Origin of the sequence: Streptomyces sp. NPDC047515 (assembly GCF_040643055.1) — a bacterium.
Classification (GTDB): domain Bacteria; phylum Actinomycetota; class Actinomycetes; order Streptomycetales; family Streptomycetaceae; genus Streptomyces.
This window is the reverse complement of sequence record NZ_JBEYTM010000059.1, coordinates 25232-49179: the sequence shown is the minus strand read 5'-3', so window position 1 is coordinate 49179 and position 23948 is coordinate 25232. Positions and strand designations below refer to the sequence as shown.

Genomic DNA, 23948 nt, shown 5'->3' with positions numbered 1-23948 from the left:
TCCAGAACCCTGAAGCCAGAATGATCAAGAGATCGCAGAGTGGCTCACTTTTCATCCGCCGCCCGTGGTATCCATTTCACCCGTTGCCGACACAGTCCGGCGCGGTTGAGATCGGAGGCACTTCCCTGCCACCTCCGCATGAATCCAGCAATCGCATACCGGAGACCGGGCCGGCCCGATCTACAGGGTCAGTGGCGCAGGGCATATCGGGTCAGGCGGGAGCAGGCGGCCTTCTCGCTGACCCCGAGCGCGCGGGCGACGGTGTCCCACTGTGGCCCGTCCACGATGTCGACGCTGAAAGTGGCGTCGGTCGCCGACCCGCCGTGCTGACCAGGAACCCGCCGAGGGTGGGCCCGGCGATCGTGGCCACGCCCGCGACTCCGCCCCAGAGGCCGAGCGCGGTGCCCCGGCGCTCGGCCGGGAACGAGCCGATGATGATCCTCGTCGTCTGCGGCATCAGCGCCGCGGCACCCAGCCCTGCACGACGCGGGTGGCGATGAGCTGGGCCGGATCCTGGGCCAGGGCGCACAGCACGGATGTCACGGTGAACAGCGCGCGACACCCCCGATGAACATGGTGCGCGGCCCGCGCACGTCGCCCAGTCGGCCGAACGTGATCAGCAGTGCGGCGAGGGCGAGGATGCAGACATTGATCACCACAGCACCTCGTCCAGCGACGCGTGCAGGTCGCCGAGCATGCTGGGGATGGCGACGTTGACGGCCGTCGGCTCCAGCAGTGTCATGAAGAATCCCGGACTGAGCGTCAGCAGCACCACCCAGGGGTATTGATCCCAAGGGTATTGATCACGAACAGGAGGTTCAGCAGCACGCTGCTGAACCTCCTGCGGGCGCACTGGCCGCTGCCAGGCAGGGTGAAAAGCGTCACTGCCGCAGGATTCACCGGGCGGACCGCAGGCACCATCGGCCGAGGCGAATCAGCCCACCCGGGCGAGAGGGGAATGTCAGCTCTTGGCAGGGGCCTGCAGACTCCACAGCCGCCCATCGGGGTCCCGGACGGTCATCACCCGGGTTCCGTAGTACATGTCCTGGAACGGGTGACCACCTCCAACTGCTCACCCCGGACCGGTGGCAACTCATCCGTGACGGCTCCGCATGCAGGTCGACGATCACATGACCGTCACCCACATCCACGGATACGCAACCGTCCCTGCGGACGTGCGCCGTGGTGCTCACCCTCGCCGGCCGAGTGCTCACCAACCCCAACGACCCGCGACGAGAGTCGGCCGGCTCAGCAGACGTCACCTGCGCGTCCAAGACGATCGACGCGACCCTCCCCCTGCGGACCGGGACCTGCTCGCCTGATGCCGACGATGCCCCGGCGGTGCTGGAATCACCGGCCCGGGGTCTTTCGTCTCGCGTGCCTCTCACACACTCTGTGCGAAACGGTCGTCCAGGGGCCTCTGACCTGGACCTTATGGACTCGGTGGACGCTCACGAACCGCTGCGGACGCCAGGTAAACTCTGGACACGTGACTGCTGTGTCTGCGAAGCCTCGCATCCCCAATGTCCTGGCCGGCCGCTACGCCTCCACGGAGCTGGCCGTCCTCTGGTCCCCCGAGCAGAAGGTGAAGCTGGAGCGTCAGCTGTGGCTGGCGGTGCTGCGCGCTCAGAAGGACCTCGGGATCGAGGTGCCTGACGCCGCCCTCGCCGATTACGAACGTGTCATCGACCAGGTCGACCTGGCCTCGATCGCCGAGCGCGAGAAGGTCACCCGTCACGACGTCAAGGCCCGGATCGAGGAGTTCAACGCCCTCGCCGGCCATGAGCAGGTCCATAAGGGCATGACCTCCCGGGACCTCACCGAGAACGTCGAGCAGCTCCAGATCCGGCTCTCCCTGGAACTGATGCGCGACCGCACGGTGGCGGTCCTGGCCCGGCTCGGCAAGCTGGCGGGCGAGTACCGCGAGCTGGTGATGGCCGGCCGCTCCCACAACGTCGCCGCGCAGGCGACCACGCTCGGCAAGCGCTTCGCGACCGCGGCGGACGAACTCCTGGTCGCCTACGGGCGGCTCGACGACCTCCTGGGCCGCTACCCGTTGCGCGGCATCAAGGGCCCCGTGGGCACGGCCCAGGACATGCTCGACCTGCTGGGTGGCGACGCCGGAAAGCTCGCCGACCTCGAACAGCGCATCGCCGGACACCTCGGCTTCGCGCAGGCCTTCACCTCGGTCGGTCAGGTCTATCCGCGCTCACTCGACTACGACGTCGTGACCACACTGGTGCAGCTGGCCGCGGCGCCCTCGTCCGTCGCGAAGACGATCCGTCTCATGGCCGGGCACGAGCTGGTGACCGAGGGCTTCAAGCCGGGCCAGGTCGGCTCGTCCGCGATGCCGCACAAGATGAACACCCGCTCCTGTGAGCGCGTCAACGGCCTGATGGTCATCCTGCGCGGCTACGCGTCGATGACCGGCGAACTTGCGGGCGATCAGTGGAACGAGGGCGACGTGTCCTGCTCCGTGGTCCGCCGGGTGGCGCTCCCGGACGCATTCTTCGCGTTCGACGGTCTGCTGGAGACCTTCCTGACGGTGCTCGACGAGTTCGGGGCGTTCCCGGCTGTCGTCGCCCGCGAGCTCGACCGGTACCTGCCATTCCTCGCGACGACCAAGGTCCTGATGGGTGCGGTGCGCGCCGGTGTCGGCCGAGAGGTCGCCCACGAGGCGATCAAGGAGAATGCTGTCGCCTCGGCCCTGGCCATGCGTGAGCAGGGCGCCGAGCGCAACGAACTGCTCGACAAACTGGCCGGCGACGACCGCATCCCGCTGGACCGCGCACAGCTGGACGCGCTGATGGCCGACAAGCTCTCGTTCACAGGAGCGGCGGGTGACCAGGTCACCGCACTGATCTCCCGCATTGAAGAGATCACCAAGCAGCATCCCGAGGCCGCCGGGTACACGCCTGGCTCCATCCTCTGACGCTCGGCGCCACAGCCGGATGACCTTCGAAGAGCTCCGGACCGCCCGCGACCGCACCGTTCCCGATGTAGTCGCGGGTGGCCTGCGTGTGCTGTTCTGCGGGATCAACCCGAGCCTGATGACCGGAGCGACCGGCCACCACTTCGCCCACCCCGGCAATCGCTTCTGGCCCGTACTCCACCGGTCCGGCTTCACCCCACGGCAGCTGAAGCCGGTAGAGCAAACCGAACTGCTTCGATACGGCCTGGGCATCACCAACGTGGTCGCCCGCGCCACCGCACGAGCGGACGAACTGTCCATCGACGAGTTCCGCGAGGGAGGACAGATCCTCGCGGCCAAGGTCGAGGAGTTGCAGCCGCAGTGGCTGGCGGTCGTGGGGGTCACCGCGTACCGCACGGCCTTCGGCAGGCGCACCGCCCGGATCGGTTCGCAGGACCACACGATCGCCGGCACCCGTGTCTGGGTGCTGCCCAACCCCAGTGGTCTGAATGCCCACTGGACCGTCCAGACGATGACGGAGGAGTATGGACGCCTCCGCGCCTCCGTCGAACACGACAGCACCAACACCGCCGCAGAGTAGCCCTGACTCCCCCGGCGCCTGCACAGCGATTTGCCCCATGCTCTTGCAACAGGCACCAGTCGGCCTTGCTGGACCCGCGGCTGGTGGCTGGTCGCTGGTGGCGCCGTGTCGCACCGAGCGGCCTGATTACGGTGCATGACCGTTGGCTGCGCTGCTCGCCGTGCCATGGCTGCTCGCAGCGAGAGGTCGAGAGGGCCACTGGTCGCGACGAGCAGGCCGGAGACTGGTCGGCCTCAGCGGGGCCAGAGGTGATCAGCCCGGCCCTCGGCGGAGCCCGGAAAAGATCGGCCCGGCCTCGGCAGGCCGAGTCGCGGTGTGGGCCCCCGGCTGGTCGGGCCGGCGGGCGGAGCACGTTGCGAAACCCGGAAGCCCGCGCCTGCGACAGCGGCCGGATGTCCGGTCCGTGTCAGAGGGCGACGTCCGGGCTGGACACGGCAAACGATTGCGGGGCTGTCCGGACGTCGTATCAGGACAACGGCCGGCTCATCAGGACAACGGCCGACTCACGTCACGGCGGATCGATCTCCGTCACCACAACGCTCAGTTCGCAGCCGGGGCCGTCCTCCTCCCGACAGAGCCCCATGGCGACCCACCGGTCCTCGATCCGCCAGAGCTGAAGGTGTTCGCAGCCCGCCACCGTCTCGGCCCATGCCTCCGGGAGCTCCCCACCAGCCATCATCCGCTCCTGCGCACTCCACAGACTGATCGTCTGTGGCTCACCCCAGCGGCTGGTGAGCAGCGTCAGCAGCACGTCGTGCTCCGCCAGGCACTGGGCTCGGTGTTCCAGCCGCCCCACCTCGTCCTCGTCGTCGTCCCAGTGGTCGGTGTCCGAATGCAGGGACGCTGTGTGATAGCCGGGCCCGCTGACTCCCGAGCCTGACCGGATGCGCTCCGCGGGAAAGTCCCGGGTCCGCATCCCGTCGATGAGGCGGAGCTGATGTGCGGTGGTCATGCCATCAGTAAACCTCCCGGCACTGACAAACCGCTCCGCCTCATGCACTTTGAGTGGCTTTCAGCCCCCTCGCGCGACGCCGAGAACGAGGGCCGGGTATCGGGCGGTCGGCGCTATGCGTCCCTGCGCCGGATCGCCCACCAGCCCGCCAGCAGGGCGGCCGCCGCCCATGCCGCGGTCACCGCGAGTCCGCTCCACGGTCCGAGGCTGCCTACGTCGTTCTGGTGGAGCACCAACTGTCCCGCCCTGTCCGGCAGATATTGCGCCACACCGCTTGAGACGTCTCCCACCACGAAGGAGACGATGAGCACGAACGGAATGAGCAGGCTGAGCACTGCTGTGGCGCTGCGCATCAGTACCGCCAGTCCGGCCGCGAACAAGGCCATCAGGGTCAGATAGATCCCGCCTCCGAATGCCGCCCTCAGGGCACCCGGCTCCCCGAGGCCGATCGCGTAGTTTCCCATGAACATCTGCCCCACGAGGAAGGCGCTGAAGCTGGTGACAAGCCCGACCACGAGCGCCGACGTACCGACGAGCGCCATCTTGGACGCGTAGAGGACATTGCGGCGCGGCACGGCGGCGAGCGATATACGCAGGGCGCCATTGAGGTATTCGGACGAGATCGCGGTTGCTCCGAAGCTGATGGCAGCGATCTGTCCGAAGTTCAGCGCGGAGAAGGCGTTGAAAATCAGATCGGCGTCTGTCTTCTCCGCCTCGGTTCGACCTGCGATGGACAGCGCCAGCACGGTCATGGCGAGTGTTGCCAGGAGGACCGCTATCAGGGATCCGGTCACCGAACGTACCGATCTGATCTTGATCCACTCGGATCGCAGCACTGCTGTGGTCGACATGGTCACGACTCCTGACGGTTGTGGGACGGGTTCACCGCGGACACGAAATCCATGGCGTCTGCGGTGAGGTCGAGGTATGCCTGCTCCAACGTGGTCTGTTCGTCGCCGAGTTCAAGGATGGCGATCCCTTCCGCGGCGGCTGTCGCACCGATCTCCCCGGCCTTCGCACCCTCGACGGTCCAACACCCGTCTTCACTCTGCACAGGCTCATATCCATTGCGGACCAGGACATCGCGCAGCCGGATGGATTCGGTGGTGCGCACGCGCACCCGGGGCCTGCTGCGCGAGTCCAGGAAGTCCTGCATCGGCAGATCGGCGAGGAGCCTGCCCCTGCCGAGGACCACCAAGTGGTCTGCGAACGACGACGTCTCGTTCATAAGATGGCTGGACACCAGGACCGTGCGGCCCTCTCGGGCCAGCCGCTTCAGCAGCTCGCGGATCCAGATGATGCCTTCCGGATCCAGTCCGTTGGACGGTTCGTCGAGCATCACGACCTCCGGGTCTCCGAGGAGGGCGGCCGCTATGCCCAGCCGCTGTCGCATGCCGAGGGAGAACGTCTTGATACGCGCTCCTGCGACCTGGCCGAGGCCTGCCTCCTCCAGGACTTCGTCCACTCTGCGCGCACGCATCCCGTTGCTGACTGCGAGAGCCAGCAAGTGGTTCCGCGCGGTACGCGAGCCATGGGCGGCCTGAGCGTCGAGCAGGGCACCCACGCGGCGCAGCGGCTCGTCGAGCGTCGCGTAGGGCTTCCCACCGATCGTGGCCGTGCCACCGGTGGGCCGGTCCAGGCCGAGAACGAGTCGCATGGTGGTGGACTTGCCTGCGCCGTTGGGGCCGAGAAAGCCCGTGACTCGGCCGGGACGCACACTGAACGTGAGGCTGTCCACGGCGCGGGTCGTGCCGTATTCCTTTGTGAGCTCATGGACGTCGATGCTGGTCATGTCCTCAGCCTCGCGGCCTCGCCGGGTGCCCAGCCTCCCCCGGCGGTGTGGACCGACTCCCCCGCACGGGGGAGCCGCCGGTCCCGTGCGGGCTGACACGATGGCAGCATGATCCGCTTCCTCCGCCCGATGAGCTCCTCTGTCACCTACACCCGGTGGCTGCATCTCCTCGTTCCGGCAGCGGTCTACAGCGTGTGGCTCTTCATCTCCATGGACTCACCATGGGTACCCATGGTTTTCGCCGTGCCGGTGGGGTTGCTGCCCGCCATGCGACTGGCGGAGGGTGTTCAGGCCCAGCTCCTGCTCACACCTGAGGAGCGAGGCAGGCCCGATGCCGCGATCTCCGCAACCGCCGCGACCACCTGGGCGGATCGCTGGCGAACCGTGCTGTGGCTGGAGATACGACTGCTGCTCGCAGCGGTCGTGGTGTTGGCAACGGTGTGGCTGCCGGCGACCACGGTCGATCTCGTCCTCGCCGCCTCCGGATTCGGCGCGAGCAACCAGTGGCTGGTCCGCAGAGTGGAGCCGCACTGGTGGTACGCGCTGCTCTCGCCCCTGCCCATAGTGGTGCTGTTGGCCGTGGTCGCGGCGTGCGGCGAGCTGATCACCGCGACCGCCCGTCGGCTCCTCGCCCCCTCGCCGGGACAGCGGCTGACCGCTCTGGAGGAGCGCACCGAACAACTGCTGGAGCGTAATCGCATCGCGCGCGAGCTGCACGACTCGATCGGGCACGCATTGACTGTCGCAGTCGTGCAGGCAGGTGCGGCCCGGGCGGCTCGCGACCCGGAGTTCACCGAGCGGGCGCTGACCGCGATCGAGGAGACCGGCAGGGACGCGCTCGACGATCTGGAGCGGGTTCTGCGGGTGCTGCGAGAATCGGGGCCCCCGGCGGGCCAGCGGCCGACGCTCACCGAAGCCGACCGGCTCCTGGACTCCGCGCGCGGTTCGGGGGCGAGGATCGATGCGGATGTGTGCGGTCCGCTGGAGCAGGTTCCCGGAGCGATCTCCCGCGAGGGGTATCGCATCCTCCAGGAATCCCTCACCAACGTGCTGCGTCACTCCGGGGCGGTACCCGTTCGTGTGCGGATCAGCGTCGCGAACGGACGGCTGGAGCTGGAGGTGACCAATCCGATCAGCGAATCGACGAATACGCCAGGTGGTGGCAGTGGGTTGCGGGGCATCCGCGAGCGCGCCGCGCTGCTGGGCGGAAAGGCCAAGTCGGGTCCGCACAAAGGCGAATGGAGGGTGCATGCGAGTCTTCCACTGAACGGGACGAGGGGTGTCCCGTAGTCCCAGGCGGATCTTCACGCACCTTCGGACGCATTGCATCGAGGGACGGCGGGGGCATCCTCGTACCGGGCGTATTCGCGCGATCGGACAGGGCGGCGAGGAGCTGCAGCTGCCGTCGTCCGCCCTTCCGGGGGTGAGGGCCGGCCCTTATAGGCTGACCGGATGCCGGTTACTGTTCTTCTGGTCGACGACGAACCCCTCGTCCGCACGGGGCTGCGTGCGGTGCTTGAGGCCGAGCCCGATATCGAGGTGGTGGGCGAAGCGGGCGACGGTGCCGCAGTGATTCCGTTGCTGCGTCGGCTACGCCCCGATGTAGTGGCCATGGATGTCAGGATGCCGCTGATGGATGGCATCGAGGCGACCCGGGTGGTGCTGCGGACCGTACCGGATCCACCGAAGATCCTGGTGGTCACCACCTTCGAGAACGATGAGTACGTGTACGAGGCGCTCCGGGCCGGGGCGGACGGATTCCTCCTCAAACGTGCCCGGCCCGCCGAGATCGTGCATGCGGTGCGACTGATCGCTGAGGGCGAGTCATTGTTGTTCCCCGCGGCGGTCCGGCAACTGGCCGCGGAGTACGGAACGAGCAAGGCACGGGCAGCCATGGAACGGGCTTCGCTCACCGAGCGGGAGGCCGCCGTGCTGCGGCTGATGGCCCGCGGACTGTCGAATGCGGAGATCGCCGCGAAGCTCGTGATCGGTGTCGAGACGGTGAAGACCCATGTCAGCGCCGTACTCGCGAAGTTGGGTGCGAGGGATCGTACCCAAGCGGTGATCGCCGCGTACGAGTCCGGTTTCGTCGCTCCGAGCTGATCACCACCGCCTCCACATGCCCGTTCCCACCCGCAGTCGCCCTGCACCCGGGCAGCGAGTACGATCCGCCTGACATGCGCACGAGCTGGGAGGACACATCGTGGGCCGGTTGACCGGTGGGGATCCGTCGCTGCTGCGACGAATCAATTCCGCGGTGGTTCTGCACGCCCTCCGGGGCGCCGACTCCCCGACCCTCACGGATCTCACCCGGATCACCGGTCTGTCCCGACCCACGGTCGAGGGCGTCATGGAGGGGCTCTTCGAGGCCGGACTGGTCGTCGAGTCGGTTCCCGACGATGGTGGGACGCGGCGTCAGGGGCGGCCGGCCCGCCGGTTCCGCTTCCGTGCCGAGGCAGGGCATCTGCTCGGTATCGAGATCGGACCGCACCGGATCTCTGCTCTGTTGTCGGGCCTGGACGGCCGGATCATAGGGGCTGGTTCACGCGAGGTGTCGGAGACGGCCTGCGCCGACGACCGGCTCGACAAGGTCAGGGCCGTGGTCGCCGACGTGCTGCGGCGGACCGGTGTGGCCCGGAGCAGCCTGCGTGCGGTCGGGGTCGGCAGTCCGGGCATCGTGGAGGCCGACGGGACGGTCCGGCTGGGCACCGCGCTGCCGGGCTGGACGGGACTGGCACTGGGTGAGCGGCTGAGACGCTCCTTCCGCTGCCCCGTCCTCGTGGAGAACGACGCCAATACCGCGGCGGTCGCGGAGCACTGGAAGGGTGCGGCCACCGAGTCCGACGACATCGTGTTCGTCCTGGCGGGGCTGAGCCCGGGGGCCGGTTCCCTCATCGGCAGACGACTGCACCGTGGTTTCGGTGGGGCGGCGGGTGAGATCGGCGCCCTGCACCTCCTCGGCCGTGAGGCGACGCCCGAAACGCTTCTGTCCACGACGGACACCCCACTGGACCCGTTGGACGAACCCGCGGTTGCCACCGTGTTCGCCGAGGCACGGCGTGGCGATGTCCGGGCGCAAGCAGCGGTCGAGCGGTTCATCCAGCGTCTGGTGCACGATGTCGCGGCGCTGGTGCTGGCGCTGGACCCGGAGCTGGTGGTGATCGGCGGTTGGGCCGCGGGATTGGACGGTGTGCTGGACCCGCTCCGCCGTGAGCTGGCCAGGTACTGTCTTCGGCCGCCCCGGGTCACGTTGTCGTTGCTCGGCGAGGCGGCGGTGGCCACGGGCGCCCTGCGACTGGCTCTCGACCATGTCGAGGAACAGCTCTTCGCGGTGGAAGGCACGGTGACGGCCCGCCGCTGAGTGCGACGGGCCGTACGTGTACATCACCGGCAGGTGGAGCCGACAGGGCTCAGGAGGCCTGTCGCTCCTCGTTGTGATGGCTGATCTCCAGGTCGCCCGAATCGCCGAAGGTGAGCCGGCACGTGTCGGCCCGGTAGGTGGCGACGGAGAGTGCCGCCGTGCCACCGGCCGCGAGGTAGCGGGTGGTGACGACGAGAACGGGGGCGCCGGGAAGCCGGTCCAGCTCCTTGGCGTCGTCCACGCGCGCCGAGCCGAGCTCCACCGAACGGTCCTGGCCGTCGAGTCCGAGACGGTGCAGTTCGCGCAGGACGCTGCGGGCCCGGGCGGGGCCGGAGGGGGCGTCGATCGCGGAGAGGTCGGGCACGGACGAGGACGGGACGTACAGGAGTTCCGCCGCGACGGCCTGTCCGTGAGTGACCCGGATCCGGCGGACGATGTGCACCGGCTCGTCGGGCTCCACGTCGAGCACGGCCACCACCGACGCCGGCGCGACCGCCGTCGTGCAGTCCACGGGCTGCCAAGCCTCGCCGGTGCCGCCACCGGACCAGTCCCGTTGCGCCGTGGAGACCGCGATCCCGACGCGCGGTGGGGCGACGGTGGTCCCGACACCGCGGCGACGCTGGAGCCTGCCTTCGAGTTCGAGCTGCTCCAGAGCCTGCCGGAGCGTGGCTCGGGCGACGCCGAACCGGGCGGCGAGCTCGCGCTCGTTGGGCAGGATCTCGCCCACCGCAAAGTCCGAGTCGAGTGCCTCACTGAGCACGGTCTTGAGGTGCCAGTACTTCGGCTCCTGCACCGTTTCCAGCTGCGTGGTCCCCACCCTGTCCTCCGCAATCGCCCAGCGGCTTTTCCGCGACGCTATTTATTAAAGGTTCCTGTCTTAACGTTGAGACCATAGGACGGCACACCCCCTTGGTCAAGACCAATCCTCCATCGGTCACGCAGCGAAACGAGCCTCTTCCGCAGAGCGTTCACAGGACGTTCGTGGTGCCGTGAGCCGCCCGCAGCACCTGGCGTCACGACGGGCGGGAGGCGGGGCCCCGGGCAGGGGCGGCAAGCTGTTCCCGCCGGCGGACCCGAGGAAGGCGCGCCGATTGCGAGCGCGCCGAAAGGCCGGTGAATCCGGCTACTCTGCGGCCAGACCGACGAGCTTGTCGGGGTTGCGCACGATATATACGGACTGAATGAGCCCGTTCCTGATGTCCACCTGGAAGACGGAGTCGGGCTTTCCACCCGAGAGCAGCAGGAGACCCGGCCCGCCATTGAGCTCCAGGAACCGGAAGCCGAGCTCCGGGAGCTGATCGTGGGCGACGGCGAACAGGAAGCGGCCGACCTTGTCGGCACTCTCGATGATCCGCAGCGGCCCCTTGGACTTTCCACCACTGTCCCCGACGAGCCGCACATCGGGTGCCAGCAGCGCCAGCAGTTCCTCGATGTCGCCACCCGCCGCCGCGGCGAGGAACCGCTCCGTGAGGTCGCGGCGCCGGGCCGGGTCGACGTCGTAGCGCGGTTTGCGCTCCTCGACATGGCGCCGCGCACGTCCCGCGAGCTGGCGCACCGCCGTCTCGGACCGGTCCAGGGCGGCGGCGATCTCGGCGTACGGGAAGCCGAAGGCCTCGCGCAGGACGAAGACGGCCCGTTCCAACGGTGACAGCGATTCGAGAACGACCAGCACGGCGACCGATACGGAGTCGGCGAGAACGGCCCGTTCCGCGGTATCGGGAACGGCCGGGCCGAAGTCGGTGACAAGGGGCTCCGGCAGCCACGGCCCGACGTACGACTCACGCCGCGACCGGACCTGCCGCAGTCGGTCGATGGCGAGCCGGGTGACGACCCTCACGAGGAAGGCGCGCGGCTCCCGTACGTCCTCGCGCGAGGCGGACGACCAGCGCAGCCACGCCTCCTGCACCACGTCCTCGGCGTCGGCGATCCCGCCCAGCATGCGGTAGGCGACCCCGGTGAGCACGGGACGGTGGCCCTCGAAGACGTCGGTCGCGGTATCGCCTGTCACCCCTCCATCCCAGCCGACGCGTCGCACCCTGTCCAGCGCGAATCGCCCGGCCCCCTTGAACTGCAAGCTACCGAGCGGTAATTGTTATTGACGAGACGTCTAAGTCGCGCTCAGGCATGGCTCCTTCATGCCTGACCACCCCGGGAGCACCAGCATGGCCACCACGGTCTCGTTCAGCGCCGACTCACCGCGAGGGCCCCGGGCTGTGTCCGTGGCGTATGAACGCAGTGGCTCCGGAGAGCCGTTGCTCCTGTTGCACGGGATCGGCCACCACCGTCATGGCTCTCTCGGAGTGCGGCCGGACGTGCGGCCCTGACCAGCACCATCTATGCGCGGCCCGGCCGCCGTTCACCCGGCGCGGTGGTCGCCGAGACCGTCGCCCTGCGTGAGGCGACCGGTTTCCGTCAGACACTTGCCGTCGGGCGGACCGTCGCGTTCACGGACGATGTGCCGGGGTTGCCCGTGACCATCGCCTGGGGCAGCCGGGACCGGATTCTGCTGCGCCGTCAGGGAATCGGGGCCAAGCACACCATTCCCGGCGCGCGACTGGTCCGGCTGCCGGGCTACGGACATGTTCCGATGAATGACGACCCGGCGCTCGTGGCACGCGTCGTTCTCGACGCCAGCCGCTGAATCGGCACCCCCGCCGCATGTCGGAGCCGCGCCGTGCGAAGGAACGACGACGGGCAGCCGGGTGGCCCGGCCCGAGGTCCATTTCCATGACGTCCACTACGCGCAACCACCGTCAGGAGACCGCGTCGGGTGTCCGGCCGCCGGCAGCGGCCCAGCGGGACACGGAAGGACAGGACATCGGTCGGGGCCGCGGCCGGGTGTTCATCCGAGGTTGGTGTGCACGCCGCCGACGGGCACGAAGGTGGGTTCGGTCCACAAGCCACCCGTCATCCGCCGATCATTGCCCCGGAGGCGCCTCGATGTCGTACCGTCCGCGCATTTTGTCCCTCGACCGCCGCGGTGTGCTGCGTGGTTCGCTCGCCGCCTCGGCCGCGCTCGCGCTCCCCGTGGCGGGCGCCGCGGCCCCCGCCTTCGCTCTGTCCGGCCGACCGCGCGCCGCATGGGGTGTGCAGGTCGGCGACGTCACCGCGTCATCCGCGCTGGTCTGGGTACGGTCGGACCGTCCGGCCCGGATGGTCGTGGAGACAGCGGCGACGGAGTCCTTCCGCCGGTCCCGTACGTGGCACGGCCCACTGGTCGGTTCCGCTACCGACTTCACCGGGACCACACCGCTCTACGGGCTGCCGCCGGGCGAGCAGGTGCACTACCGGGTGACGCTCACCGATCCCGGGGACCCCCGCCGCAGCGGCGAGCCGGTGTACGGAACCTTCCGGACCGCGCCCGCCCGCCGCCGGGACGGGGTGCGTTTCCTGTGGTCCGGCGATATCGCCGGCCAGGGCTGGGGCATCAACCCGGACATCGGTGGCTATGTGGTGTACGACGAGATGCGTCGCCTGGACCCGGACTTCTTTCTGTGCAGTGGCGACAACATCTACGCGGACGGGGTGATCGAGCCGAGCGTGCCCCTGCCCGACGGGCGTGTCTGGCGCAATGTCACCACACCGGAGAAGTCGAAGGTCGCCGAGACCCTTGCCGAGTACCGCGGAAACTTCCGCTACAACCTGCTCGACCACAATCTCCGCGAATTCAACGCGCAGGTGCCCTCGATCATTCAGTGGGACGACCACGAGGTGCGCAACAACTGGTATCCCGGGCAGATCCTCGACGACCCCCGCTACACCGAGAAGAACGTCGACGTGCTGGCGGCCCGGTCGATGCGGGCGTTCCGCGAGTACTTCCCGGTGTCCACGCTGCGTGCCTCGTCGGACGAGGGACGAGTGCACCGTGTGGTGCGGCACGGACCGCTGCTCGACGTGTTCGTCCTCGACATGCGATCCTTCCGAAACGCCAACTCCCCCGGCCGGCAGCCCGACGACACCACCGGCATCCTCGGCGCCCAGCAGCTCCGCTGGCTCAAGCAGGAGCTGTCGCGGTCGCGCGCGGTGTGGAAGGTGATCGCCGCGGACATGCCGCTCGGACTGGTGGTCGCGGACGGCGCCGCGGACTTCGAAGCTGTCGCCCAGGGCGAGCCAGGGGCGCCGCTCGGTCGTGAACTCCAGATCGCTGAACTGCTCCGCCACATCAAGCACCGGCGGATCACCGGCACGGTGTGGCTGACGGCCGATGTGCACTACACGTCGGCGCAGCACTACAAGCCCGAGCGCGCGGTGTTCAAGGACTTCGCACCTTTCTGGGAGTTCGTGTCCGGACCGCTGGCGGCCGGCCAGTTCCCGGCCAACGCGCTCGATGCGACGTTCGGTCCCGACCAGGTCTTCGTGCGGGCACCCGACCGCGCCAACGTGTCACCGATGGAGTCTCCGCAGTTCTTCGGCGAGGTCGACATCGACGGCGACAGCGGCGAGTTGACCGTCCGGCTGCGCGCCCAGGGCGGTTCCGTGCTGTTCAGCAAGGTGTTGCAGCCGGGGCGCGTCGGACAGTGAACCGGCTCACCGACCATCGGCCCCGTGCAGTGGGCCGGGGCCGATTGTCAGTGGTGGGTTCTACGGTTTTTGCATGACCCGATCCGTTCAGGCATTGGCCTACTCACGCCCGTCCGCACTGGAGTCCTCGCAGGCCGGGCAGCTCCTCGGTCTGGAGACCGCCGGTGGTCTCACGCCGCGGGGCACCGAGCCCCACCCCCGGTTCTTCTCCGGATTCCTCACCTCACCGAGGATCGCCGCGCGCGGTCTGCTGGCGGTGGCGGACGTGGCATCAACGCGCTACTACCAGCGCACCCTGCCCGCATCGCTCGATCCGGTGATGACGGGCAACGGCGACCGGTTGCGCTTCGAGTCGTTCTCCGGCTGCTGCGGGGTGTACGCGCGCCTCGATGTGCTCGAGGACGGTTTGGACGGCGCGCGGACGGGTTATGGCACGACGAATGTGGATGTCAACAATCCGCTTCGGGACGCACTTTCGCGGATAGCGGGAGACGATCCGCTGCATATGCGCGTGGGCCCGGACGAGTTGGCCGTCACTACCATGGACGGACCGGTCGTGGAGAAGAAGATGCCCTTGCCCGACCGGTGGCTGCGTGGCTTCGCCGAGGCGCAGCTGGTGTCCGCCGGTTTCGATCTGCGGGCCGAACTGCCCGCCGCGGAGGCCGTACGGTTCCTGCGTGCCCTGCCTCGCTCGTCGGGGAATGCCTCACGGGGCGCGCAGTGGGTCGTTCCCGTCGGCAAGACGTTGCGGCCGACGACCCGCCCGGTCCCGGGTGCGGTGTGTCTGCCGGGCCCCGAGCGGTTGGTGGCCCTGCAGCGGGTGTTGCGTCATGCGACGGCACTGAGGGTGTACGGGCCCGTGGCCGACGGTGCGGCGACGGCGAGTGCCTGGGAGGCGGTGCTCCCCGGCATGCGGCTCACCCTGACGCTCTCGCCCGATGCCTCGCGGGGATTCTCCGGTGAGGGCAGAGTGCTCGACGCGTTGGCCACCGACGACGCCGCGGCCGACGCCGAGCTGGTGTCCGTGCTGCTGGCCTGGGAGCCGCGGATCGAACCCGCCGATCTCGTGGAACAGTCGGGCCTGACGGTCGAGCGGGTGCGGGCCGCGCTCACCTGGCTGGGCACGGCGGGCCGGGTCGGCTACGACCTCGCCGACGCGACCTATTTCCACCGCGAGCTGCCGTACGACGCCGACCGGGCCGAGCGGCACAATCCACGCCTCGTGGCGGCCCGGCAGCTGGCCGGCTCGGGCGCCGTCGTACTCGACGGGGACGTGGCGACCGTGGCCTCGACGGAACGCCGGTACCAGGTGAGGGAAAAGGGCGGAGTGCTGAGCTGCACCTGCCCATGGTGGGTCGACTACCGCGGGTGCAGGGGCCCGTGCAAACACGCGCTTGCCGTCCGGATGGTCCGCCGCGGTGCGCCGGTTGCCGGAGGTGTGCGATGAAGGAGCTGCTCATCGCCGTGCGGGAAGGACACAAGGAGAATGTACCGGCCCTGCTGGCCCGGCTCGATGCGGCCGAACGGCGTTCGGCGCTGGCGGAGTTGAAGGCACTCCGCAAGGAAGCACGGAGCTGGCACTGGCACGAACAGGAGAGGATCCGGAAGACTCTGCTGATCGCGGGCGCGGGCTGTCATACAGGCGCTGCGGGCTGCGCGACCTGGATCGGCGGCCGGGACCTGCTGGGTTGGACACGGTCCCCGTACCCACTGGTCCTCGAAGTCCTGGCGGACCGTGATCCCGCCTGGCTCGGTGACGTCGCACACCGACTGGCGGCGCGGCCGACGACGGCGGAGATCACGTACGAGCTCATCTCCGAGCTGGTGAAGATCGCGCAGTGCCCCGTACCCGCCACGGACGGCTTCGTGCGGGGCTGGGCCGAGACGGTCTCGACCGTGCGGTGGCGACGGCGCGGGACACGGGCCCTCATCGATCGCCTCCGCGCCGACCCGCATCTGGCTGCTCTCATCCCTCGGCTCTTCGAGCTGACGGAGCTGCCGCCGCAGGTGACCTGGTACGACCAGCCCGACAACCCATGCCACTGGCCCCAGACGCTGGCCGTCCTAGCGGACGAGGGCCTGTTGGAGCGGCGTGGCCTCGTCGAGCGTTGTGCCACCCGGCTGCTGCGCGGCGGAAAACCCGGCGACCTGCGTTTCTTCCTGACGGTGCTCCGCCGGCTCGCGCTGACCGAGCGGGAGGAGGCCGAAAGGATCGCGGACTGGATCGGCATGGCCGCGGACGGGATCTCCACCGTGGCCGGTCATGCCCAGGGGGTGCTCGCCCGGCTGGACGAGCGGGGCGAGCTACCCGTGCGGGCACTGGCGGATGTCTCCGGTTCGGTGCTGTTCCGTGCCGAGAAGAAGCTGGTCCGGGCCCAACTCGTACTGATCGGCAAGGCGCTGCGACGCGATCCGTCGACGGCCGAAGAACTACTGCCGGTCGTCGCCGAGGCCTTCGGGCACGAGGACATCGACATCCAGCAGCGGTCGCTCAAACTCGTGGCACGCCACCTGCCCGCCGTCGGCGACCCGGTGCGCGAAGAACTCGCCCTTTCCGCATCGTTGTTGGGTCCGACGCACAGCGCGGCCGCGGCGGAGGTGTTCGGCGATCTGCTGGGCGAGCGCTCGACCGCAGAGTCGTACGAGGAGGTCCTTCCGCCCGTCCCCGACCCGCAACGTCTCGAACCCGCGCCGCCAACGCTGCCCGAGCTCGTCGAGGAGGTCGTGGTCCTCGCGAGATCCGCGTCGCAGGAGAGCACCACCTTCGAGCGGGCGCTGGACGGGTTGGTCCGCCATGCCCACACCGACCGGCCGGCGTTGGCCGACGCATTGCGTGAAGCGCTTGCGGGACAGTGGTGGCTCGGCGACGAACCGCAGTCGCGGGTGGAGCGGCGGCTCCGATCGGAGGCCGGAATCGAGCTCGTCGTGGCCGTCCTGCTCGGACGGATACCGGCACAGGCCGCACATGACGGGCGTGCCGCGTGGACCGGCACCGGGACCTGCGTCCATGCCGCCCTCACGGGAGTGATGCGGGCCCGGCTGTGGGAGGCCGCTTACGCCGTACTGAGCGGCACCGCGCCATTCCTGCTGGCCTTTCCGACGTGGCACACCGGCTCGATCGATCCTGCCGTGCTCGTCGAGCGACTGCGCACCTACCAGCGGCTCGGGATCCGGCCCGGGCAAGCAGACTTCGCCCAGGCCCTGCTACGCGTACGGCGCAGCGGTCAGGACGAGGCCGCAGCGGCCGCGGCCCTCCTGGGAACCCGGGAGGGTGACAGGCTGGCCGCCTGGCTGCGGGTCGACGAGCCGCTCGCGCGCACGTCCCGCTTCGATCTGGAGAAGGGCAGTACCTCGACACGAGGCTGGCCGCTGCGGGAACCGACCGACTGGACGCGACGCGTCCTGATGGCGAGCGAGGAACGCCCGGTCATCCAGCAGGAGTTCCCCCGTTCCTTCCACTGGCTCGGCCATCCGCATTCACCGGACCACCGCCTCTGTCCCCACTGGGGCGACCACTCGGGCACGTGGCTCGCCACGCTGCCCGAGGACGGCGAAACGCTGGCTGCGTGGCTGCTGCCGACCACAGCGACCTGCGCGACGGACGAATTGCGCGGCACGGCCGAACCGTTGCCCGGACTCGTCGAGCTCGGCGGGCCGACCGCCCCCGAAGCCATCCATCTGTCCGTGGCATACGGGCTGGGGGGCCCGCCATCCGGAGGATCGGTTGTCGGCGGTGGACGCCCTGCTGATGCTCGCGGCCCAAGGCCGGCTGGGCGCGGCATCAGTCGGCCAGGACCTGGCGATCCTCCTCGACCACAAACTGGTGAAGCCCAACCGGCTCGCGGACTCCACCCGTACCGCAGCCGCCACCGGCGCATACCGGATGGTGCTGTCCGTACTTGCCCCCGTGCTGCCAGGGCTGCTCACTCAGGAGAAGGCGCCTCGCGGGCTGAGCGACCTGCTCCCCGTGGCCGCCGAGTGCGTGGAGCACTGTGGTCCGGTGAGCTCGGAGCCGATCCCCGGCCTCACCGAAGTGGCCGCGCGTGGCGGATCCTCGCAGCTGGTACGTCAAGCAATGCGCCTGAAGACAGCCTGGGAGCAGGCAGCCGAACCGACAGGTTCCGGACCGATGGCCTCCGCGGCGATGGGGTCAGGACCGTCGGACTCCGGACCAACAGAAGCCGGCGTGACCGGCGTGACCGATGTGACCGGCGAGACCGGCGAGACCGGCGAGACCGGCGAGACCGGCGAGGACATCGTGGCGTAACCCGCAGGGACCTGTCCGGGGCCGATGGGTCGCGCCCGGACCGGGTCGGCTCGGACCAGCGCCGTCCCGACCGACGACCACCGTCCGGGCGCGATGCTCCTCGCAACGGGCCGGGACGAGAGCCGCCCCACTCCGGCCCTGGGATTCGCGGGCCCGGCTCACCGTCCCGGGCCCGGACGGAAGCTGCCGTGCCCCCTCCGCACGCCCCCGGCCAGCAGGACCTGCTATACCGGCCGATCCGCAATTGATCAAGACAATAATCCACCAAACCCGCCGATAAGGGACCAGATCCACACTTAACCCATCCGTCACAAAGCGTTCGTGGTGAAGCAACACCGCTCCGTCACAGTGATGGCATGACTGATGTGACATCCGCCAAGTCCACCCGCCGCTCCCACCACTGGCGGCGGGACGTGACCGAACTCGCCGGGCTGTTCACCGCGGTCGCGGTGGCCGACGCGATCGCCGACCTGATCGGGCACCAGCCGGACGGACCGTATCTCTTGATCGCCTCGGCCGTGGCCCTGGCCGTGACAGCCGCTTTCCACGCCTGGTGGTCGCGGCGGCACAGCCACGCTCCGCCTCCGACCGCCATCGACCCCATCACGAACAGCGGAAGCGACAGCGACGACGACGGCGCGGCCCCGTCCCATCGCACCATTCCCGCCGCGAGCACGCTCGTGACCGCGTCCACCGCCGCGGGCCCGGCCCGGTCCCCCGAGGACACGGTGCTGTGGCGGATGCGTACCACCGTGCGGGACGCTCCGGGCAGTCTGGCCGCGCTGTGCGCGGCACTGGCCCGGCACCGGGTCGACATCCTCACCCTGCAGACGCACCCGCTGGCACACGGCACGGTCGACGAGTTTCTGCTGCGTGCGCCCGCCGCCCTCCAGGCCCAGCAGCTGAGCCGGGCGATCTCCGCCGCGGGGGGTGGCTCGACGTGGATCGAGCGGGCCGACGCGCACGACCTGGTGGACACCCCGACCCGCATCCTGGGCCTCGCCACGCGCACGGCCCTGGACGCGGCCGAACTTCCCCTCGCCCTGCGTCAGCTGCTGGGCCGCTGCACCATCCACTCGCTGCCCGCAGTCTCGATCACCGGCCGCTCCACCGGTGAGACGGCGCCGGTCGAGGGCGTGCTGGAGGGGACGGTGATGCGGCTGCGCGACCCGTCCGGAGGCGCCATCACCGTCGAGCGGCCCTATCTTCCGTTCACCCCGACCGAATTCGCGCGAGCCCGCGCCCTGGTGGAGCTGGATGCCCGGCTCGGTCCCCGCGTGCCGCGCGGCGAGCACGTACTGACCCTCCCCGAGGGCAACGAGATCACCGTGCGCCGGGTGGATCGCAGCGATCTCGAAGCAGCACGCGCCATGCACGACCGCTGCTCCGAGCAGACGCTGCGACTGCGCTATCACGGCCCTGTCCACGACGCGGACCGTTACCTCGACCACCTGCTGAGTCCCCGATTCGGCCGCACCCTGGCCGTGGAGACGGCCTCTGGCCGGCTGGTCGCGCTCGGCCATCTCCTCTGGGACGACGACGAGACCGAGGTAGCTCTCCTGGTGGAGGACGAGTGGCAGCGCCGCGGGATCGGCTCCGAGCTCCTCGGCCGTCTGGTGGTGCTCGCCATCGAGGCGGGCTGCGAGAGCGTGTACGCCGTCACCCAGGCGTCCAACACCGGCATGGTCGCGACCATGCGGGCGCTGTCCCTGCCGCTCGACTACCAGATCGAGGAGGGCACTCTGGTCGTCACCGCCCGATTGGACGCGACTCCGGTCCGTTCGCTGCCACCGTACGAACAGGCCGGTCGCTGACCTCCCGACGCGGGAATTCCGGCCCGGGGCCTCCAAACCCGAGGCCTGCGAACCCGGGGCCTCCAAACCCGGGGCCACCGAACCCCGGGGCCACCGAACCCGAGTTCTCCGTCCAAAGGCCCCGGCCCCGGAGCCGGACCCGCCCCTCACAGCCGGCTTCCGTAATCCCCGTCCCTTACGAACCGCCCCCCGCCCCCCTCTTCCCGTCAGCTCAGTGCCTGGCACAGGTCGGCCCACAGGTCCTCGACGTCCTCCAGTCCGACCGACATGCGCAGCAGCCGGTCCCCGACGCCGGATGCCTGCCGGTCCCCCTCGTCCACAATGCGGTGACTGATGGAGGCCGGATGCTGGATCAGGGTGTCGACACTTCCGAGGCTGACCGCGGGCGTGATGAGGCGTACGGCCGAAATCACCTGGTGTGGATCCCCGTACACCTCGAACGAGACCATCGCCCCGCCCAGCTTCGGATAGTGGACCCGGGCGATGCGTGGATCGACCGTCAGTCTGCGCGACAGTTCGGCGGCGCTCGCGGAGGCGGCCCTTACCCGCACCGGAAGTGTGGCGAGGCCACGCAGCAGCAGATATCCCGCCATCGGGTGCAGCACCCCGCCGGTGGCGAAGCGCACCTGCCGCAGCCGGGCCGCGAACTCCTCGTCACAGGCGACGACTCCGCCCATCACATCGCCGTGCCCACCGAGGTACTTGGTGGCGCTGTGCAGCACGATCCGTGCGCCGTGCTCGACGGGGCGCTGGAGCACGGGGGTGGCGAAGGTGTTGTCGACGAGCAGCGGCACGGAGCCGCAGGAGTGCGCGAGGGCATGGATGTCGGCCTCGGCGAGTGTCGGATTGGCGGGCGTCTCCACCATCACCAGCCCGGTGTCCGGACGGATCGCGTCCGCGATGCCCGCCGGGTCGGTCCAGGTCACCTCGGTGCCCAGCAGACCGGCGCCGAGAAGGTGATCGCTGCAGCCGTAGAGCGGACGGACGGCTACCACGTGACGCAGTCCCATGCTCGCCCGGACCAACAGGACCGCGGTGAGCGCCGCCATTCCGCTGGCGAACGACACGGCGCTCTCCGCGCCTTCGAGCCGCGCGAGCGCGGTCTCGAAACGGGCGGTCGTCGGATTGTCCAGTCGCGCGTAGACCGGCGGGCCCTCAAGTCTGGCGCCGGTGGCGGCGAAGGTGTCGATCCGCTCGGCCTCGCCCCTGGAGTCGTACGAGGGGTACGTGGTGGACAGGTCGATCGGCGGGGCGTGCAGGCCCAGCGCCGCGAGATCGTCGCGGCCCGCGTGCACGGCTTCGGTGGCCAGCGCCCTGGACCGGGATGTCGTCCGGGGCGCCGTCGAGGCTTCGGTATCCATCGCACCACTCTGAACAAACGCCGGGACTTCATCCGTATATCCCGTGCTACGTTCGGCAGATGGCTGATTCCGTCGTTCTGGACCCGGTGGACCTGCACATTCTGCGGCTGCTGCAGAACGATGCCCGGACCACTTACCGCGAGCTGGCCGCCGAGGTCGGTGTCGCACCGTCGACCTGTCTGGACCGGGTGGCCAGGCTGCGCCGCTCCGGCGTCATTCTCGGCCACCAACTCCGTCTGGACCCGGCGCGGCTCGGCCGCGGCCTGGAGGCGCTGCTCTCCGTGCAGGTCCGTCCGCACCGCAGAGAGCTCATCGGACCGTTCGTCGAGCGCATCAGGTCGCTGCCCGAATCCCGCGCGCTCTTCCATCTGACCGGGCCGGACGATTACCTGGTCCATGTCGCGGTCACCGGCACCGCGGATCTGCAGCGACTGGTGCTGGACGAATTCACCTCACGCCGCGAAGTGGCCCGGGTCGAGACCCGCCTGATATTCCAGCAGTGGGAGTGCGGACCGCTGCTGCCACCGACCGTGGGACCGGCCGGGACAGGACCCTGAGGCAGGATGATGGTGACGCGGAGGCCTCCGCCGTACGAGGATGTCCGCATGTCAGACATTCCCAGCAGCGCCCTGCCCCGCCAAGTCGCCGACGCCTACGTCGACGCGTTCATCGAACTCGACCCGATCGCCGGCACCTATCTCGGTGTCGCGGAGAGCTCGCGCCGCCTTCCCGACTTCTCCCCCTCGGGGCAGGAAGCCGTGGCCGAACTCGCCCGAGCCACCCTGGCGAAGCTCGACGCCGCCGAGCGGCTGCCCGGCGCGGACAGCGATGCCGAGCGCCGCTGCGGACGCCTCCTGCGCGAGCGCCTCACGGCGGAACTCGCCGTCCACGAAGCCGACGAGGGGCTGCGCGCGGTCTCCAACATCTCCTCCCCGGCGCACAGTGTCCGTGAGGTGTTCACGGTGACGCCCACCGAGACCGACGAGGACTGGGCGGCGGTCGTGGACAGGCTGCGCGCCGTTCCGGCCGCGCTGGAGGGTTACCGCGAATCGCTCGCGCTCGGTCTGGAGCGCCGGCTGTACGGCGGGCCGCGCGCCACCGCCACCTTCATCGACCAGCTCGACGAGTGGGCCGCCCCCGACGGAACGGGTTTCTTCCTTGAGTTCGCGGCCGCCGGCCCTGCCGTGCTGCGCACCGATCTGGACGACGGCGCGCGTAGGGCCACCGAGTCCATCGCGGCGCTGCGCGACTGGATGCGCGAGGTGTACGCCCCCGCGGTCGAGGGCGCTCCGGACACGGTGGGCCGTGAGCGGTATGCGCGCTGGTCGCGCTACTTCAACGGTACCGACCTGGATCTCGACGAGGCCTACGCGTACGGCTGGTCCGAGTACCACAGGCTGCTCGCCGAAATGAGGACCGAGGCCGAGAAGGTCCTGCCCGGCGCCGGCCCCTGGGAGGCGCTGGCCCATCTCGATGTGCACGGCAAGCACATCGAGGGGGTCGATGAGGTCCAGGCCTGGCTGCAGGGCCTGATGGACGAGGCGATCGAGGCGCTCGACGGTACGCACTTCGAACTCGCCGAAAGGGTACGGAAGGTGGAGTCCCGCATCGCCCCGCCGGGGGGCGCCGCGGCCCCCTACTACACGGGTCCGTCCGAGGACTTCTCACGTCCCGGCCGCACCTGGCTGCCCACCATGGGGGAGACCCGCTTCCCGGTGTACGACCTGGTCTCCACCTGGTATCACGAGGGCGTTCCGGGCCATCACCTGCAGATCGCCCAGTGGACTCATGTCGCCGACAGCCTCTCCCGCTACCAGGCGTCGATCGGCGGCGTCAGCGCCAACCTGGAAGGCTGGGCGCTGTACGCGGAGCGGCTCATGGACGAGCTGGGCTTCCTGCCGGACGCCGAGCGCCGGCTCGGCTATCTGGACGCGCAGATGATGCGGGCCTGCCGGGTGATCGTGGACATCGGCATGCACGCCGGGATGGAGATCCCCAAGGACTCCCCCTTCCACCCCGGTGAGAGGTGGACTCCCGAGCTGGCCCAGGAGTTCTTCGGCAACCACAGCGGCCGTCCGGCCGACTTCGTGGAGAGCGAGCTCACCCGCTATCTCTCGATGCCGGGGCAGGCCATCGGCTACAAGCTGGGCGAACGCGCCTGGCTGCTCGGGCGGGAGAACGCCCGCAAGGCACACGGTGACGCGTTCGACGCCAAGGCCTGGCACATGGCCGCACTGTCGCAGGGGCCGCTCGGGCTCGACGACCTCGTGGACGAGCTGTCCAGGCTCTGACTCCGCTCCCGCCCCCTCCCCGCCCCTCCCGCACTCGCGTTCTCCCCCCATGGAACGCCCGGACGGGACCGGGCGGG

17 protein-coding genes and 3 pseudogenes are annotated in these 23948 nt (G+C 69.5%); 12 read left to right on the top strand and 8 right to left on the bottom strand.

Annotated features, from left to right (window positions below):
• Positions 1 to 328: 328 nt before the first annotated feature.
• Both ABZ826_RS32550 and ABZ826_RS32545 read right to left on the bottom strand, forming a co-directional pair.
• Positions 329 to 529, bottom strand: a pseudogene (locus ABZ826_RS32550) (MFS transporter); the annotation flags it as partial.
• Positions 530 to 961: 432 nt separating this feature from the next.
• Positions 962 to 1054 (bottom strand): annotated as a pseudogene (locus tag ABZ826_RS32545) (VOC family protein); the annotation flags it as partial.
• Between the two features lie 435 nt (positions 1055 to 1489).
• Here ABZ826_RS32545 and purB point away from each other — a divergent pair.
• On the top strand, positions 1490 to 2932 hold the full coding sequence (gene purB, locus ABZ826_RS32540) for an adenylosuccinate lyase (protein WP_361456437.1): 1443 nt from the start codon (positions 1490 to 1492) through the stop codon (positions 2930 to 2932).
• Positions 2933 to 2951: 19 nt separating this feature from the next.
• Positions 2952 to 3512 (top strand): G/U mismatch-specific DNA glycosylase, encoded by a 561-nt coding sequence (gene mug, locus ABZ826_RS32535; protein WP_361456434.1) that lies wholly within the window; start codon positions 2952 to 2954, stop codon positions 3510 to 3512.
• A gap of 508 nt (positions 3513 to 4020) precedes the next feature.
• On the opposite strand, the gene ABZ826_RS32530 is transcribed toward mug, so the two are convergent.
• From ABZ826_RS32530 to ABZ826_RS32520, 3 genes are all read right to left on the bottom strand, one after another.
• Positions 4021 to 4464, bottom strand: coding sequence for a hypothetical protein (locus ABZ826_RS32530; RefSeq protein ID WP_361456431.1), 444 nt, complete (start codon positions 4462 to 4464; stop codon positions 4021 to 4023).
• Positions 4465 to 4577: 113 nt separating this feature from the next.
• Positions 4578 to 5321, bottom strand: coding sequence for an ABC transporter permease (locus tag ABZ826_RS32525; protein ID WP_361456428.1), 744 nt, complete (start codon positions 5319 to 5321; stop codon positions 4578 to 4580).
• A complete protein-coding gene (locus tag ABZ826_RS32520) occupies positions 5318 to 6256 on the bottom strand; it encodes an ATP-binding cassette domain-containing protein (RefSeq protein ID WP_361456425.1) in 939 nt (312 codons plus the stop codon). Before ABZ826_RS32520 ends, ABZ826_RS32525 begins: the two co-directional genes overlap by 4 nt.
• Positions 6257 to 6364: 108 nt before the next feature.
• Between ABZ826_RS32520 and ABZ826_RS32515 the strand changes: the two genes are divergently transcribed.
• The 3 genes from ABZ826_RS32515 to ABZ826_RS32505 all read left to right on the top strand — a co-directional run bounded on the left by ABZ826_RS32515 (position 6365) and on the right by ABZ826_RS32505 (position 9617).
• The gene (locus ABZ826_RS32515; protein ID WP_361456419.1) at positions 6365 to 7546 is read left to right on the top strand and encodes a histidine kinase; all 1182 of its coding nucleotides are present in this window, start codon (positions 6365 to 6367) and stop codon (positions 7544 to 7546) included.
• Positions 7547 to 7708: 162 nt separating this feature from the next.
• On the top strand, positions 7709 to 8359 hold the full coding sequence (locus tag ABZ826_RS32510) for a response regulator transcription factor (protein WP_361456416.1): 651 nt from the start codon (positions 7709 to 7711) through the stop codon (positions 8357 to 8359).
• Between the two features lie 100 nt (positions 8360 to 8459).
• On the top strand, positions 8460 to 9617 hold the full coding sequence (locus tag ABZ826_RS32505) for an ROK family protein (protein ID WP_361456413.1): 1158 nt from the start codon (positions 8460 to 8462) through the stop codon (positions 9615 to 9617).
• A gap of 49 nt (positions 9618 to 9666) precedes the next feature.
• On the opposite strand, the gene ABZ826_RS32500 is transcribed toward ABZ826_RS32505, so the two are convergent.
• Together ABZ826_RS32500 and ABZ826_RS32495 are read right to left on the bottom strand one after the other, a co-directional pair.
• Positions 9667 to 10434 carry a GntR family transcriptional regulator gene (locus ABZ826_RS32500; protein ID WP_361456410.1) on the bottom strand — a complete coding sequence of 256 codons (768 nt, stop codon included), beginning with the start codon at positions 10432 to 10434 and terminating at the stop codon, positions 9667 to 9669.
• Positions 10435 to 10740: 306 nt separating this feature from the next.
• Complete coding sequence (locus tag ABZ826_RS32495; protein ID WP_361456407.1) at positions 10741 to 11625, bottom strand: RNA polymerase sigma-70 factor; 885 nt, start codon at positions 11623 to 11625, stop codon at positions 10741 to 10743.
• Between the two features lie 154 nt (positions 11626 to 11779).
• On the opposite strand from ABZ826_RS32495, the pseudogene ABZ826_RS32490 reads away from it, so the two are divergent.
• The 5 genes and pseudogenes from ABZ826_RS32490 to ABZ826_RS32470 all read left to right on the top strand — a co-directional run bounded on the left by ABZ826_RS32490 (position 11780) and on the right by ABZ826_RS32470 (position 20219).
• Positions 11780 to 12258, top strand: a pseudogene (locus tag ABZ826_RS32490) (hypothetical protein).
• Between the two features lie 299 nt (positions 12259 to 12557).
• Entirely contained in the window at positions 12558 to 14138 is a 1581-nt protein-coding gene (locus ABZ826_RS32485) for an alkaline phosphatase D family protein (protein WP_361456404.1), read from the top strand.
• A 73-nt stretch (positions 14139 to 14211) separates the two neighbouring features.
• A complete protein-coding gene (locus tag ABZ826_RS32480; RefSeq protein ID WP_361456401.1) occupies positions 14212 to 15585 on the top strand; it encodes an SWIM zinc finger family protein in 1374 nt (457 codons plus the stop codon).
• Positions 15582 to 18653: a DUF6493 family protein gene (locus ABZ826_RS32475; protein ID WP_361456398.1), complete on the top strand. Its 3072-nt coding sequence runs from the start codon at positions 15582 to 15584 to the stop codon at positions 18651 to 18653. The genes ABZ826_RS32480 and ABZ826_RS32475 overlap by 4 nt, the downstream gene beginning before the upstream one ends.
• Positions 18654 to 18761: 108 nt before the next feature.
• Entirely contained in the window at positions 18762 to 20219 is a 1458-nt protein-coding gene (locus ABZ826_RS32470) for a GNAT family N-acetyltransferase (RefSeq protein WP_361456395.1), read from the top strand.
• Between the two features lie 206 nt (positions 20220 to 20425).
• Here the strand turns inward: ABZ826_RS32470 and ABZ826_RS32465 are convergent, their stop codons facing one another.
• Positions 20426 to 21580 carry a PLP-dependent transferase gene (locus ABZ826_RS32465; protein ID WP_361456392.1) on the bottom strand — a complete coding sequence of 385 codons (1155 nt, stop codon included), beginning with the start codon at positions 21578 to 21580 and terminating at the stop codon, positions 20426 to 20428.
• Between the two features lie 59 nt (positions 21581 to 21639).
• Between ABZ826_RS32465 and ABZ826_RS32460 the strand changes: the two genes are divergently transcribed.
• Entirely contained in the window at positions 21640 to 22137 is a 498-nt protein-coding gene (locus ABZ826_RS32460; protein ID WP_361456389.1) for an Lrp/AsnC family transcriptional regulator, read from the top strand.
• A 48-nt stretch (positions 22138 to 22185) separates the two neighbouring features.
• On the top strand, positions 22186 to 23871 hold the full coding sequence (locus ABZ826_RS32455) for a DUF885 domain-containing protein (RefSeq protein ID WP_361456386.1): 1686 nt from the start codon (positions 22186 to 22188) through the stop codon (positions 23869 to 23871).
• Positions 23872 to 23948 lie beyond the last annotated feature (77 nt).

Excerpts from the sequence above, each read along its gene's own strand:
- ABZ826_RS32510 (WP_361456416.1), top strand. The coding sequence starts at position 7,709 with ATGCCGGTTACTGTTCTTCTGGTCGACGACGAACCCCTCGTCCGCACG.
- ABZ826_RS32470 (WP_361456395.1), top strand. The coding sequence starts at position 18,762 with ATGACTGATGTGACATCCGCCAAGTCCACCCGCCGCTCCCACCACTGG.
- ABZ826_RS32460 (WP_361456389.1), top strand. The coding sequence starts at position 21,640 with ATGGCTGATTCCGTCGTTCTGGACCCGGTGGACCTGCACATTCTGCGG.
- ABZ826_RS32520 (WP_361456425.1), bottom strand. The coding sequence starts at position 6,256 with ATGACCAGCATCGACGTCCATGAGCTCACAAAGGAATACGGCACGACC.
- ABZ826_RS32485 (WP_361456404.1), top strand. The coding sequence starts at position 12,558 with ATGTCGTACCGTCCGCGCATTTTGTCCCTCGACCGCCGCGGTGTGCTG.
- ABZ826_RS32530 (WP_361456431.1), bottom strand. The coding sequence starts at position 4,464 with ATGACCACCGCACATCAGCTCCGCCTCATCGACGGGATGCGGACCCGG.
- ABZ826_RS32465 (WP_361456392.1), bottom strand. The coding sequence starts at position 21,580 with ATGGATACCGAAGCCTCGACGGCGCCCCGGACGACATCCCGGTCCAGG.
- ABZ826_RS32475 (WP_361456398.1), top strand. The coding sequence starts at position 15,582 with ATGAAGGAGCTGCTCATCGCCGTGCGGGAAGGACACAAGGAGAATGTA.
- ABZ826_RS32455 (WP_361456386.1), top strand. The coding sequence starts at position 22,186 with ATGTCAGACATTCCCAGCAGCGCCCTGCCCCGCCAAGTCGCCGACGCC.
- mug (WP_361456434.1), top strand. The coding sequence starts at position 2,952 with ATGACCTTCGAAGAGCTCCGGACCGCCCGCGACCGCACCGTTCCCGAT.
- ABZ826_RS32480 (WP_361456401.1), top strand. The coding sequence starts at position 14,212 with ATGACCCGATCCGTTCAGGCATTGGCCTACTCACGCCCGTCCGCACTG.
- ABZ826_RS32515 (WP_361456419.1), top strand. The coding sequence starts at position 6,365 with ATGATCCGCTTCCTCCGCCCGATGAGCTCCTCTGTCACCTACACCCGG.